The organism is Leucobacter sp. Ag1, assembly GCF_000980875.1.
Taxonomy (GTDB): domain Bacteria; phylum Actinomycetota; class Actinomycetes; order Actinomycetales; family Microbacteriaceae; genus Leucobacter; species Leucobacter iarius.
On the sequence record NZ_LAYO01000110.1, the window covers coordinates 15,704 to 28,877 of the forward strand.

The 13,174-nt window shown below is 71.2% G+C and carries 12 protein-coding genes and 1 tRNA gene; 9 read left to right on the top strand and 4 right to left on the bottom strand.

Annotated features, from left to right (window positions below):
• Positions 1-4: 4 nt before the first annotated feature.
• Genes carB through XM48_RS14895 form a run of 4 tightly spaced genes read left to right on the top strand, consistent with a single transcriptional unit; the run spans position 5 to position 6,119 of the window.
• Entirely contained in the window at positions 5-3,301 is a 3,297-nt protein-coding gene (gene carB, locus XM48_RS14880) for a carbamoyl-phosphate synthase large subunit (RefSeq protein WP_046456636.1), read from the top strand.
• The gene (gene pyrF / locus XM48_RS14885; protein ID WP_046456637.1) at positions 3,298-4,158 is read left to right on the top strand and encodes an orotidine-5'-phosphate decarboxylase; all 861 of its coding nucleotides are present in this window, start codon (positions 3,298-3,300) and stop codon (positions 4,156-4,158) included. Before carB ends, pyrF begins: the two co-directional genes overlap by 4 nt.
• A 32-nt stretch (positions 4,159-4,190) precedes the next feature.
• The gene (gene gmk / locus XM48_RS14890) at positions 4,191-5,087 is read left to right on the top strand and encodes a guanylate kinase (RefSeq protein ID WP_231580910.1); all 897 of its coding nucleotides are present in this window, start codon (positions 4,191-4,193) and stop codon (positions 5,085-5,087) included.
• Positions 5,088-5,096: 9 nt separating this feature from the next.
• The gene (locus XM48_RS14895; protein ID WP_231580911.1) at positions 5,097-6,119 is read left to right on the top strand and encodes a DMT family transporter; all 1,023 of its coding nucleotides are present in this window, start codon (positions 5,097-5,099) and stop codon (positions 6,117-6,119) included.
• Here the strand turns inward: XM48_RS14895 and XM48_RS14900 are convergent.
• Both XM48_RS14900 and XM48_RS14905 read right to left on the bottom strand, forming a co-directional pair.
• Positions 6,116-6,787 carry an ABC transporter ATP-binding protein gene (locus XM48_RS14900; protein WP_046456756.1) on the bottom strand — a complete coding sequence of 224 codons (672 nt, stop codon included), beginning with the start codon at positions 6,785-6,787 and terminating at the stop codon, positions 6,116-6,118. The two genes, XM48_RS14895 and XM48_RS14900, sit on opposite strands and share 4 nt — an antisense overlap.
• A 146-nt stretch (positions 6,788-6,933) precedes the next feature.
• Entirely contained in the window at positions 6,934-8,430 is a 1,497-nt protein-coding gene (locus XM48_RS14905; protein WP_046456639.1) for an ABC transporter permease, read from the bottom strand.
• Between the two features lie 160 nt (positions 8,431-8,590).
• Between XM48_RS14905 and XM48_RS14910 the strand changes: the two genes are divergently transcribed.
• Positions 8,591-9,850, top strand: a complete 1,260-nt coding sequence (locus XM48_RS14910; RefSeq protein WP_052961554.1) for a sensor histidine kinase — start codon at positions 8,591-8,593, stop codon at positions 9,848-9,850.
• Positions 9,847-10,515: a response regulator transcription factor gene (locus XM48_RS14915; protein WP_046456640.1), complete on the top strand. Its 669-nt coding sequence runs from the start codon at positions 9,847-9,849 to the stop codon at positions 10,513-10,515. Before XM48_RS14910 ends, XM48_RS14915 begins: the two co-directional genes overlap by 4 nt.
• A 36-nt stretch (positions 10,516-10,551) precedes the next feature.
• Here the strand turns inward: XM48_RS14915 and XM48_RS14920 are convergent, their stop codons facing one another.
• On the bottom strand, positions 10,552-11,232 hold the full coding sequence (locus XM48_RS14920) for a DNA-3-methyladenine glycosylase (RefSeq protein WP_046456641.1): 681 nt from the start codon (positions 11,230-11,232) through the stop codon (positions 10,552-10,554).
• Positions 11,233-11,296: 64 nt separating this feature from the next.
• On the opposite strand from XM48_RS14920, the gene XM48_RS14925 reads away from it, so the two are divergent.
• Both XM48_RS14925 and XM48_RS14930 read left to right on the top strand, forming a co-directional pair.
• Positions 11,297-11,662, top strand: coding sequence for a hypothetical protein (locus XM48_RS14925; RefSeq protein ID WP_046456642.1), 366 nt, complete (start codon positions 11,297-11,299; stop codon positions 11,660-11,662).
• A 17-nt stretch (positions 11,663-11,679) separates the two neighbouring features.
• Positions 11,680-11,756, top strand: a tRNA-Ile gene (locus XM48_RS14930).
• A 74-nt stretch (positions 11,757-11,830) separates the two neighbouring features.
• Here XM48_RS14930 and XM48_RS17145 read toward each other — a convergent pair.
• Entirely contained in the window at positions 11,831-12,451 is a 621-nt protein-coding gene (locus XM48_RS17145) for a hypothetical protein (protein ID WP_052961555.1), read from the bottom strand.
• A 96-nt stretch (positions 12,452-12,547) separates the two neighbouring features.
• Between XM48_RS17145 and XM48_RS14940 the strand changes: the two genes are divergently transcribed.
• Positions 12,548-13,096 (top strand): AAA family ATPase, encoded by a 549-nt coding sequence (locus XM48_RS14940; protein WP_231580913.1) that lies wholly within the window; start codon positions 12,548-12,550, stop codon positions 13,094-13,096.
• Positions 13,097-13,174 lie beyond the last annotated feature (78 nt).

Consider the following 13,174-nt stretch of genomic DNA (forward strand, 5'->3'; position numbering starts at 1 on the left):
GCACATGCCCAAGCGTTCAGACATCAACTCCGTCCTCGTCATCGGCTCCGGCCCGATCGTCATCGGTCAGGCCTGCGAGTTCGACTACTCGGGCACCCAGGCCTGCCGCGTGCTCCGCGAGGAGGGCGTGCGCGTCATCCTCGTGAACTCGAACCCGGCCACGATCATGACCGACCCGGACTTCGCCGACGCGACCTACGTCGAGCCGATCACCCCCGAGGTCATCGAGTCGATCATCATCAAGGAGCGCCCCGACGCGATCCTGCCGACCCTCGGCGGCCAGACCGCGCTCAACGCGGCCATGTCGCTGCACGAGCTCGGGATCCTCGAGAAGCACGGCGTCGAGCTCATCGGCGCGAAGGTCGACGCGATCCAGCGCGGTGAGGACCGCCAGATCTTCAAGGACCTCGTGATCGAGTCGGGCGCCGACGTCGCTCGATCGCACGTCGCCCACACGATCGAGGAGGCGAAGGAGTTCGCCAAGGACCTCGGCTACCCCCTCGTCGTGCGCCCGTCCTTCACCATGGGCGGCCTCGGATCGGGCTTCGCTTACACCGAGGAGGACCTCGTCCGCATCGCGGGCGACGGCCTGCACTACAGCCCGACCACCGAGGTGCTCCTCGAGGAGTCGATCCTCGGCTGGAAGGAGTACGAGCTCGAGCTCATGCGCGACACCGCCGACAACACGGTGGTCGTCTGCTCGATCGAGAACGTCGACGCCGTCGGCGTGCACACGGGCGATTCGATCACCGTCGCGCCCGCGCTGACGCTGACCGACCGCGAGTTCCAGAAGCTCCGCGACATCGGCATCGACATCATCCGTCGCGTGGGCGTCGACACGGGCGGCTGCAACATCCAGTACGCGATCGACCCCAAGACCGGCCGCGTGATCGTCATCGAGATGAACCCGCGCGTCTCGCGTTCGTCGGCGCTCGCGTCGAAGGCCACCGGCTTCCCGATCGCCAAGATCGCCGCGAAGCTGGCCCTCGGCTACCGCCTCGACGAGATCCCGAACGACATCACGCAGAAGACGCCCGCGAGCTTCGAGCCGACCATCGACTACGTCGTGGTGAAGGCCCCCCGCTTCGCGTTCGAGAAGTTCCCGGCCGCCGACGACACTCTCACCACGACCATGAAGTCGGTGGGCGAGGCGATGGCGATCGGCCGCAACTTCACGACGGCGCTGCAGAAGTCGCTGCGCTCGCTCGAGAAGCGCGGCACCTCGTTCCACTGGGGCGAAGAGACGCGTCCCGTCGCCGAGATCCTCGAGACGATCAAGCGTCCGACCGACGGCCGGATCGTCGACGTGCAGCAGGCGCTGCGCCTCGGCGCGACGATCGAGCAGGTCTTCGAATCGACCGCGATCGACCCGTGGTTCCTCGACCAGATCCAGCTCATCAACGAGGTCGCGGAGTCCGTCAAGGCGGCCCCGCAGCTCACCCTCGATGTGCTCCGCGAGGCGAAGGACCACGGCTTCTCGGACGCGCAGATCGCCGCGATCCGCGGGGTCTCGGAGTCCGAGATCCGCGGCCTGCGCCACGGCCTGGGCCTCCGCCCCGTCTACAAGACGGTCGATACCTGCGCGGGCGAGTTCCCGGCGCTCACGCCGTACCACTACTCGTCCTACGACCTCGAGACCGAGGTCGCGCCGAGCGATCGCAAGAAGGTCGTGATCCTGGGATCGGGCCCCAACCGCATCGGCCAGGGCGTCGAGTTCGACTACTCCTGCGTGCACGCCTCGTTCGCGCTCTCGGAGGCGGGCTACGAGACGATCATGATCAACTGCAACCCCGAGACGGTCTCCACCGACTACGACACCTCGGACCGTCTGTACTTCGAGCCGCTCACGCTCGAGGACGTGCTCGAGGTCATCCACGCCGAGCAGGCGTCGGGCGAGCTGCTGGGCGTCGTCGTGCAGCTCGGCGGCCAGACCGCCCTGGGCCTCGCGCAGCCGCTCAAGGACGCGGGGGTCCCGATTCTCGGCACCACTCCCGAGGCGATCGACCTCGCCGAGGAGCGCGGTGCGTTCTCGAACATCCTCGAGCGCGCCGGCCTGCTGGCCCCGCGCAACGGTACGGCGATCGACGAGGAGGGCGCGGTCCGCGTCGCCGAGGAGATCGGCTACCCGGTGCTCGTGCGCCCGTCGTTCGTGCTCGGCGGCCGCGGCATGGAGATCGTCTACGACACGGCCTCGCTGCGCGGCTACTTCGAGCGCATCGAGGGCCACGCCCTCGTGGGCCCCGGCCATCCGCTGCTCGTCGACCGGTTCCTCGACGACGCGATCGAGATCGACGTCGACGCCCTCTACGACGGCGAGCAGCTCTACGTCGGCGGCGTGATGGAGCACATCGAGGAGGCGGGCGTGCACTCGGGCGACTCGAGCTGCACCCTGCCGCCCGTCACGCTCGGCCACGACCAGATCGCGGCGGTGCGCGAGGCGACGCTGGGCATCGCCGAAGGCATCGGCGTGCGCGGCCTGCTCAACGTGCAGTTCGCGATCGGCCAGGGCGTGCTCTACGTGCTCGAAGCGAACCCGCGCGCGTCGCGCACGGTGCCGTTCGTCTCGAAGGCGCTCGGGATCCCGCTGGCGAAGGCCGCGTCGCGCCTGATGGCCGGCGAGTCGATCCAGCAGCTCATCGACTCGGGCCTGCTGCCCGAGCGCGACGGTTCGCGCGCTCCGATCGACGCGCCGATCGCGGTCAAGGAGGCCGTGCTGCCGTTCAAACGCTTCCGCACGCACGAGGGCCTCGTGGTCGATTCGCTGCTCGGACCCGAGATGCGTTCGACGGGCGAGGTCATGGGCATGGACCGCACCTTCCCGGTCGCCTTCGCGAAGAGCCAGTCGGCCGCGGGGAGCGAGCTGCCCACGTCGGGCACCGTGTTCCTCTCGGTCGCCGACCGCGACAAGCGCGCGGTCGTGCTGCCCGCGCTCCGTCTGCAGGAGCTCGGCTACCGGATCCTCGCGACGCCCGGCACCCAGGTGGTGCTCGGCCGCAACGGCATCGAGAGCGAGACGGTGCGCAAGCACTCGGCCCAGGCCGAGGGCGACACCATCGTCGACCTGATCAACCGCGGCGAGATCGACATGATCATCAACACGCCCTCGGGCAGCTCGGCTCGCGCCGACGGCTACGAGATCCGTGCGGCGGCCGTCGCGGCCGACAAGCCGATCTTCACGACGATCTCCGAGCTCTCGGCGGCCGTGGGCGCGATCTCGGCCCAGCAGCGCGGCTTCGACGTGAAGTCGCTGCAGGAGTACGAGGCCGACCGCGTCGCCGCCCGCGCGGAGGCCGCTCGATGACCACGGTCACCTTCGGGAACCGGCTCGCCGCGGAGTTCGCGGCGGGCCGGCACCTGTGCGCGGGGATCGATCCCCACGCGCCGCTGCTGGCCGACTGGGGAGTCTCCGACGACGCGGCCGGAGCCGAGCGGATGGGCCGCGACGTCGTCGCGGCCGCCGCCGGCGTCGCGGCGTGCGTGAAGCCGCAGATCGCCTTCTTCGAGCGCTTCGGCTCGGCGGGATTCGTCGCTCTCGAGCGGGTGCTCGCCGACGCTCGCGCCGCAGGGCTCGCCGTGGTCGCCGACGTGAAGCGCGGCGACATCGGCTCGAGCTTCGCCGCGTACGCCGACGCCTGGCTCACGCCCGGCTCGCCGCTCGAGGTCGATGCCATGACCGTGGTGGCCTACCAGGGCTTCGGCACGCTCGACGGAGCCTTCGGCCACGTGCGCGAGCACGGCAAGGGCCTGTTCGTGCTCGCCGCGACCTCGAACCCCGAGGCGCGCCCGGTGCAGACCGCGGTGCGCACCGATGGATCGACCGTGGCGAACGCCATGGTCGGCGATTCGGCGGCGTGGAATCTGGCGCACGACGCGACGGCTCCGGTGGGCTCGATCGGCGTCGTTCTGGGGGCGACGCTCGTGCTCGACGAGTTCGGCATCGATCCCTCGGTGCGGCCGGCCGGGCCCGCGCTGCCGGTGCTGGCACCCGGCTTCGGGTTCCAGGGCGCGCAGATTGAACGCGCACGCGATATCTTTGGTGGTCTCGGCGACGCGATCCTCGCGAACGAATCGCGCAGCGTCCTCGCCGGGGGAGCCGACGGCCTCGCCGCGCGAGTGCGGGACCGGGCGAATGCGATCGCAGAAGCACTGAAGGGGTAGGGATGGCCGAGGAGCGGGCATCGGATCGGGCAATGCCCGACGTGGATCGGACGGCTGCGAGCCGGGCGGCGGTCGCCGCGCGGCGCGCGCGGGCCGAGGTGAAGCGCCGGCTGCGCAGCGGCGAGGCGTCGCCCCTGCGCGTGCTCGAGCAGGCACGGGTCCCCGAGACCCCGGCCGCGTCGCTCCGCGTCACCGACTTCCTGCTCTCGTTCCCCGCGATCGGCCAGGTGAAGCTCAGCCGGATCCTCGAGGAGCTCAGCATCTCGGAGCGCAAACGCCTCGGCGGCCTCGGCCGTCAGCAGCGCGAGCGGCTCGAGGGCTTCGTCCGCGAGCGCGTCGGCGCCGAAGCCGCGGGCACACGCCCGCCGCTCACCGTGCTGGCCGGCCCGACCGCGGTCGGCAAGGGCACCGTGGCGACCTACATCCGCGAGCACTACCCGGAGGTGAGCCTCTCGGTCTCGGCGACCACCCGGGCCCCGCGCCCGGGCGAGGTCGACGGCACGCACTACTTCTTCACGAGCGACGAGCAGTTCGACCGCATGCTCGCCGCGGGCGAGCTGCTCGAGTGGGCGACCGTGCACAACAAGTACCGCTACGGCACGCCGCGCGGTCCCGTGCAGGAGGCCTCCGAGCGCGGCGAGCTCGTGCTGCTCGAGATCGACCTGCAGGGCGCGCGCCAGGTGCGCGCCTCGATGCCCGACGCCCGCCTCGTGTTCCTCGCCCCGCCCAGCTGGGACGAACTGGTCAACCGCCTCGTGGGGCGCGGGACCGAGGACAGCGAGGAGCGCGCGCGCCGGCTCGAGACCGCCAAGGTCGAGCTCGCCGCCGCCGACGAGTTCGACGAGATCATCATCAACGACGAGGTGCCGCGGGCCGCTGCGCGACTCATCGACATCATGCGCGGCACACCCCGCTCCGCGAACGGGTAGGTTGGAGGAGTGATCTCGAGCCTCCTCTCCGTCGGCACCGCGCCGTTCCTGCTCGAGACCGCCGAGATCGCGAGCGAGGTCGAGTTCTCGCCCAAGCAGCTCCTCGGCATCTTCGCCGCGCTCGTCGGCGCGGCCCTGCTCGCGTTCGGCGCCCAGTACCAGTCGCGGGGCCTCAACAAGGTCGAGCGGATCACGGGCGAGAGCGCCGGCTCCGGGCTCTCCTTCCGGCATGTGCTCAGCCTGATGCGGCGGCCCTCCTGGGTCGTCGGCACGCTGTGCCTCGGCCTCGCGGTGGTGTTCCAGCTGCTGTCGCTGACGGTCGCCCCGATCATCGTCGTGCAGCCCATCGGTGTCGTCGGCCTGGTGATCACCTCGATCCTCAACTCCCGTCTCTCGGGGGTCCGACTCGGCAAGCGGGCGAAGACCGCGATCGCCATGTGCGTCGGCGGCATCGTCACCTACGTCACCGTCGCCGCCTTCGCGGCGGTCGAGCGGCCGATCGGCAACGACAAGCTGCTCGTGATCCTGATCACCTACGCGGTCGTGCTCGTGCTCGCGGTCATCGCGTTCCTCGCCCTGCGGCACAAGCGGATCGCGCTGCTCTACATCGTCGGCGCCGGCGTGCTCTACGGCTTCGTCGCGACGCTCGCGAAGACCATCATCGTCCGCTTCCAGCAGGGCGACGTGGAATGGCTCACCTGGGCCTGCGCGGCGCTGCTCGTGCTCGGCGCCCTGCTCGGCATGGTGTTCGTGCAGAACGCCTACTCCTCGGGCCCGCCCGACCTCGTGGTGGCCGGCCTCACGGTCATCGACCCGCTCGTCGCGGTGCTCATCGGCATCCTCGTGCTCGGTGAGGCGTCCGGCGCGAACGGACTCCAGATCCTCGGCTTCGTGATCGGCGGCCTCATCGCGGTCGCGGGTGTGATCATGCTGGCCCGGTTCCACCCGCAGAACGGTGCGAACGTGCTCGACGAGGCGGCGCCCGGCGTCGGCTCCCAGGCCGAGCCGGGCACCGCCCCGAGCCGCGACTAGCGCCGCACCTCGTGCAGGCGGCCGCCGTCGAGGCGGAGCCGCCGGTGCGCCCGCTTCGCGACCGCGGAGTCGTGGGTGACCGCGACGATGGTGAGGCCCTCGCGGTTCAGCCCCTCCAGCAGTTCGAGGATCTCGTCGCGCATCGACTCGTCGAGGTTGCCCGTCGGCTCGTCGGCGAGAAGCACCTTGGGTCCCGCGACGATGGCGCGCGCGATCGCGACGCGCTGCTGCTGCCCGCCCGACAGCTCGCTCGGGCGGTGGCCGCCGCGGTCCGCCAGCCCGACCTTCGCGAGCGCCTCGGCGACGCGCTCGGTCCGGGTGGACGCGGTCATGCCGCGTCCCTCGAGCGCCACGTTCACGTTCTCGTTGGCGGTGAGCGTGGGGATCAGGTTGAACGACTGGAACACGAAGCCGATCTGCGCGGCGCGCATCCGGGTGAGCACCCCGTCGCGCGCCGCGGCGAGGTCGATGCCGTCCAGCCGGAGCACCCCGCTGCTCGGCCGGTCGAGCGCGCCGAGCAGCTGCAGCAGCGTCGACTTGCCGCCGCCGGTGGGGCCCTGGATCGTCGCGAACTCGCCGGGCATGATGCTGATGTCCACTCCGGTGAGCGGGGTGAGGGTGCGCCCCTGCATGCGGTAGCTCTTGGTGACGCCCTCCAGCACGTAGATCGGTTCGATGCGCGACCGGTCAGCGGGCTCGGGTTCGGGGGAGACGGCGGCCTCGGGGACCGCCTGGGTCGTGGGGTTCATCTGCGTCTCGTTCCGTTCTGGATCGGTGGTGAGCTGGGGATCCGGCTGCGCCGCGTCGAGGGGGCTCATGCGACGGCCCTCAGCGCTTCGACCGGGCTGAGACGTGCGGCGCGCCAGGCCCCGAAGCTGCCGGCGACCAGACCGCCCAGCAGGGCGAGCAGGATCGCGGCCGCCACGACCCAGGGCGTCACGGGAGCGTGCAGCACGATCTCGGTCGCCTGCTGCGCAGCGCGTCCGAAGCCGCCGGGCATTCCGCTCCCGCTCCCGGGCATTTCGCCGCCCGCACCGCCGGGCATCGCGCCCTCGGCGGCCGCGCGACCCGCGGTGGCGGTGGAGCCGCCGCCGATCTTCGGGGCGATCAGGTTGATGATCCCGACCGTGCCCAGACCGAGCACGAGACCCACGACGCCACCGATCAGGGCCTGGACGCCGGATTCGCCGGCGAGCTGTCCGACCACGCGCCGGTTCGACCAGCCGATGGCCTTCAGCGTGCCGAACTCCCGGGTGCGCCGCGAGACGCCCGAGCTGGTCAGCAGCATGGCGATGACCAGGGCGACCGCGAGGACGATGATCGAGAGCCAGGTTCCGAGATTCGTGATCAGCGAGGAGGCGCTCGAGAGGGATCCCGAGACCTGCGCGGCGAGATCCGCCTGCGAGCTCACGGTGGCGTCCGGGACCTGCTTCTCGATCTTCTGCTGCAGGGCGTCGATGCCGCTCGCGGAGTCGGCGCTCACGTACACCGTCGAGACGACGTCCTTCACGCCCGCGAGGGTGCGCGCCGTGTCGATGGGCAGGAACACGTTCGCGGCGGTCTCCGCCTCGTCGCCGGTCGATGCCACGATGCCGACCACCTCGACCGCGCTGCCGCCGACCTCGACCGAGTCGCCGACCGCGATGCTCTCGGTCTTCGCGTAGCGGGAGTCGACCACGGCGACCTTCTGCCCGGCATCGGATGCGGCGAGCGCGCGGCCCGAGCTCACCTTCGTCGCCGACAGCGGGCCGACGCCCGTGGCCGAGGGATCGATGCCGAGCACGGTGAAGCTCTCGATACCGAAGGAGCTGCCGCCGGAGCCGCCCGCCCCTCCTGCGCCGCCCTCGGGCGGGCCGCTCATGCCGCCGCCCTGCGACTGCATCTGGGAGCGGTCGGGCATCTCGCCCGTGAAGGTGGTGTTGGTGAGGCTGAGCGCTCCGGTGGCCTTCGCGACGCCGTCGAGCTTGCCGACCGCGGTGACGGTGCTGGCATCGAGCGTGCCCTGGCGCGGGTTCGACATCAGGCGCGACTTCGCGAGCGTCGTGGTGCCGTCCTTGCTCTGGCCGTCGTTCTGGCCGAATTCGAAGCGCGGGCCGCCGCCCTGGCCGGGCTGGGTGGCGGCGCCGGTCACGGTGAGGTCGGTGCCGACGCCGTAGACGCCCTCGAGCGCGCGGGTCTGCGCCTGTTTGACGCCGGCGGAGAGCGCCGACACGACGATGACGAGCGCGATGGCGATCGCGAGTCCGGCTGCGACGATGATCGTCTGCCGTTTCCGTCCGAGCAGCTCGCGCCGCAGCATGGTCCAGTACATCGGGGGTCCTTTCGTCCTTCGATCGAGAACTGTTCCGAGTCTTCCGACTCGGCTCCGGAGGCGCGTCACCCCTGCGGGTACACCCCGTACCGCGATCGCGGTATCCCGGATGCCGCGCTCGGGCGACGCGCGTTCGGGCGAAGGCGGGCAGACTGGGGGCATGAGCGATGCACGGGCGACTGCGACGGAGCCGGAGGAACACGACCGCTGGCCCGGATGGGCGGCGGATCTGACCGCCGCGCTCGTCGTGCTGCTGGGCGGCGGGATCCTGGTGGGCAGCGGCCTGGGCATGGGGTTCGGGGGCATGCCCGGGGCCGGCGCCTGGGGGCGTCCGCCGGGGCCGCCCCTGGGGGAGCCGAGCGCGCTGCACCAGTTCTGGAGCGTGCTGCTGCTCGTGATCCCCGCCGGCCTCATGTTCGTCCGACGACGCTGGCCGCTCGCGGTTTTCGTCGCGACGTTCGCGGTGTTCTTCCTCGCCGCGCTCGGGTCCTCGCCGTCGATCGGACCGGGGATCGGGCTCACGATCGCGGCGTTCACGCTCGCGAACCGGGCGCCTCGGCGGCTCGCGCTGATCGCGGCGGCCGTCGCCACCGGGCTGATCCTGCTGCTCAGCATCGCGGTGACCGACTGGACCTCGTTCTCGCCCCGGGTGTTCCAGATCGGTGCGGCGCTGTCGATCGCGGCCGCCCTCGGCGACAGCGCCCGTTCGCGGCGCGAGTACCTGGCGGCGATGACCGAGCGGGCGGAGCGCGCGGAGGAGACGCGGGAGAGCGAGGCGCTGCAGCGGGTCGCCGAGGAGCGGCTGCGCATCGCGCGGGAGCTGCACGACACCGTGGCGCACCAGCTGGCGGTGATCAACCTGAACGCGGGCGTCGCGGCCGGCCTGCTCGAGGAGCGACCCGAGCGCGCCCGTGAGGCGCTCAGCACGATCCGGGAGGCCGCGCGCGGCGGCATCGGCGAGATCGGAGAGCTGCTGCACTACCTGCGCGCCGGCGAGACGAGCGATCCCGGGACCGCGCCGCAGCCCGGCCTGGACCGGCTCGAGGCGCTCCTGGCCGGGGTGCGCGAGGCGGGCCTCGCCGTCGAGCTCCGCGTCGACGGCGATCCCGCGCGGATCACGGGCGCGACCGACCGGGCGGCGTACCGCCTGGTGCAGGAGGGTCTGACCAACGCGCTCAAGCACGGTTCCGAGCGTCGAGCGGCGCTGCGGCTCGACGTCGACCTGCACGAGCTGCGCATCGAACTCTCCAACCCGGTCGGCGCGGGTGCCGAAGAGGATCCCGCGTCGTCCCCGGGCCTGGGGCTTGTCGGGATCCGGGAGCGCGTCGCCGCGCTCGGCGGCTCCGTGACCACGGGACGGATCGCCGGAGTGTTCCACCTGAGCGCCGTGCTCCCGATCCCCGAGGAGGGCGCCCGATGATCCGCGTGCTCGTGGTCGACGACCAACCGCTGATCCGGCAGGCGGTGGCCGACATCCTCGCGGTGCACGACGACCTCGACGTGATCGGCACCGCCGCCGACGGTCGGGAGGCGATCGCGGAGGCTTCCCGGCTGCGCCCCGATGTCGTGCTCATGGACATCCGCATGCCCGAGGTCGACGGGATCCGCGCGACCGAGGTGATCTGCGCCGACCCCGGATCGGGCGGGATGCGGGTCCTCGTGCTCACCACCTTCGAGGAGGAGGAGTACGTGGTGTCCGCGCTGCGCGCCGGTGCGAGCGGCTTCATCGGCAAAGGGGCGGAACCGGAGGACATCGCTCGGGCGGTGCGCGCGGTGCACGCCGGCGACACCCTGCTCTCGCCGGTCGCGACCCGGACGCTCATCAGTCGTTACGTGATGCCCGCGTCCGGCCCCCGCGCCACCGGGGTCCCCGCGGAGCTCTCCGGCCTCACCGAGCGGGAGGTCGAGGTGCTCCTCCTCGTCGCCCGAGGCCGATCCAACCAGGAGCTCGCCGAGCAGCTCTTCATCTCACCGCACACCGCGAAGACGCACGTCAACCGGATCATGAGCAAGGTCGGTGCGCACGATCGCGCGCAGCTCGTGATCCTCGCCTACGAGAGCGGGCTGCTCGCGCCGGGGGAGTAGGGCGCTGTTCGGTGGGTGCTGCGGGCCTGTCGGAGCTCAGCCGCGCGGCGCCCCGCGGCCGGGGCGGAACGCCGACACCGTCGGATCGCCCGGCACCCAGAACCGCCACGGGAACGCGGGACCTCCCGCTTCGCCCGCCACACCGACGCGCGGTCCCCGCGCGATCTCGGTGGCGAGCATCGGCGCCGGCTCGAACGCGAACGGAGCGGTGAAGAGGTCGTGGCCGTCGTGCGCCTCGCGGGTCACCCCGAGCGCGGCCGCGAGGTTGCCGGGGCCGCGGGCCAGGGCGCGGTGCGGGATCTCCGGTGCGCCCGGGGTGCCCGATGCGTCTGATCCGCCCGGGGCGGGGATGCCGCGCTTCCGCGCGCGGAAGGATCGCGCCAGCGCCTCGCCCGCGACGACCTCGCCCGCGCGGAGCAGGACGCCCGAGGCGGAACCCTCGGGCGAGCAGACCAGGTTCAGCGCGAAGTGCATGCCGTAGCTGAAGTAGACGTAGGCATGGCCTGGCGGGCCGAACATCGAGGCGTTGCGTTCGGTGCGGCGGTCCCTCGAGTGCGAGCCCGCGTCGTAGGGGCCGGGGACCCCGACGCCGTGGTAGGCCTCGACCTCGGTGATGCGGATCGTGACGGCGCCGTCCGGGTGCTGCACCGAGACGCGGGCGCCGAGCAGGCGCGGTGCGACCTCGAGCGCGGGGGCGTCGAACAGGGGGTGCGGCATCGCTCCAGTCTGGCAGGGAGGCCGGCTGCGCGCCGCCCGCAGCCGGCGGTCGTAGGATCGTCGGGTGACCGAGTCCCGCTTCCGTGTGCGCCCGCCGAGCTTCATGATGGCCCTCGTGCTGCCGCTCGTCGTCGGGGTCCTGCTCAACGCGGTGGTGCGACCGTGGCTCGGACAGCAGCTCGGCGGTACCCCGCGTTCGATGGGCGCTTCGGTGCGCGGCCAGGACCACTGGTGGGAGTTCGATGCGGCGACGCGCGCCGAGCATCCGATGCTCACGGGGTTCCTGTCGACCTCGGACGGGGCGATCGCCATGCTGCTGTTCGCCGTCATCGTGCTGCTCTTCGCGTGGCGCTTCCTGGATCCCAGAATCCGCGTGTTTCGCGCGCGCCGCGCGGCGGCCGCGGCCAGGAGATCCTCGGCGGGGTCATAGACTGGGGGAGTTGCCCAGGGGCGTTAGCTCAGCCGGTTAGAGCAGCGGACTCATAATCCGTCGGTCGCGGGTTCAAGCCCCGCACGCCCTACCAATCAAGCTTCGAATAGTGCCCGGTCAGGACTCGTTTCCTGGCCGGGCATCTTTGCGTGCACGGAAATCCGTCGGTCAGCGGCCCCGCGTCAGGCGCGCGACGCCGGCCGGAGCGATCCCCTCCTGGAGAAGGTCGAAGAAGACACCCGCCTCGCCGATCCCGGTCTGCGCGCCCAGATCGGTCCAGGAATCCGAGATGAGGATCGGGAATCGGGCGAGAAGATCCACGGTCTGTTCTCGAGCCGCTGCACGAATGCGAAAGTCGGGATCGACGAACGACTGCAGTTCGACCTGCACGTACCGCGCACCGGCGTCGACCAGCCGCTGCAGGTGGGACTCGTCGGCGAGCAGCGACAGATCATCGCGGGCGATCGTGAGGCCGGTGCAGACCAACGGGATACCGAGCGGTTCGACCGCCGCCAGCTGTTCCGCGAGCCGGCCCGGCTTCTCAGGATCCGCAGGAGTGAACTCGAGGAAGTCGGGAGCGAGTCGGGCGATCTGCGCCGGATCGAACCGCAGCGGATCCACGCGCACCGAGATCAGCGCGTCCGAGGCTTCGCGGATCTCCGCATACGTGGCCTCCGAGATGGCACGCGGTCGGTCGGTTTCACCGACGAGCTGCACATCGAGGATGTCCGCGCTCCGGAACGCTCCCGCTTCGCGGACGGATCGGACCGGTCCAACCTTCCACATCATGACTCCTCGTTCGATCGCATCGGATTCTGAATCAGCGTAGTCATCCCCGAGTCGAACGACGGGCGAGCACCACGTCCGCAACGGGCAAGAGCTACTGTGGGGATCGTGATCATCTGGCTCAACGGCACGCACGGGGCAGGGAAGACGACGACCAGTCGCCTCCTGCGGCCCCTGGTGCCGCAGTCGCGGATCTTCGACGCGGAGAAGGTCGGCGAGGTGCTCATGGATATCGAGCCCGCCCTGCCCGAGACGGGCAACTTCCAGCACTGGCCGCCCTGGAGACCGCTCGTCGCTGAAACCGCCAGGCGGGTGCTCGACTACGTGGGCGGAACCCTCATCATCCCGATGACCGTGCTCACCGAACAGTACTGGCAGGAGATCACTGCCGATCTCCGGCGGCACGAGATCACCGTCCACCACTTCGTCCTGCACACGGACGAGACCACGCTGCGACGCCGCATCGATGACGACGCCGACATGGGACCGTCGAGCTTCCGGCACGATCACGTCCGTCCCTACATCGCCGCGGCACACTCCTGGCTGCACGACCAGGCGACCGTCATCGACACGACCGCGAAACCCGCGGCCGCCGTCGCACGCGAGATCGCAGAGCGCCTCCCGCAGCCGGGTTCAGCCGAGGCATAGGCCGTCGGCGAATGCCGATCCAACCGCGGGTGAGGCACGCGGACGCCGGCATCCCGGCCGCAATCGCCACAGCGTACC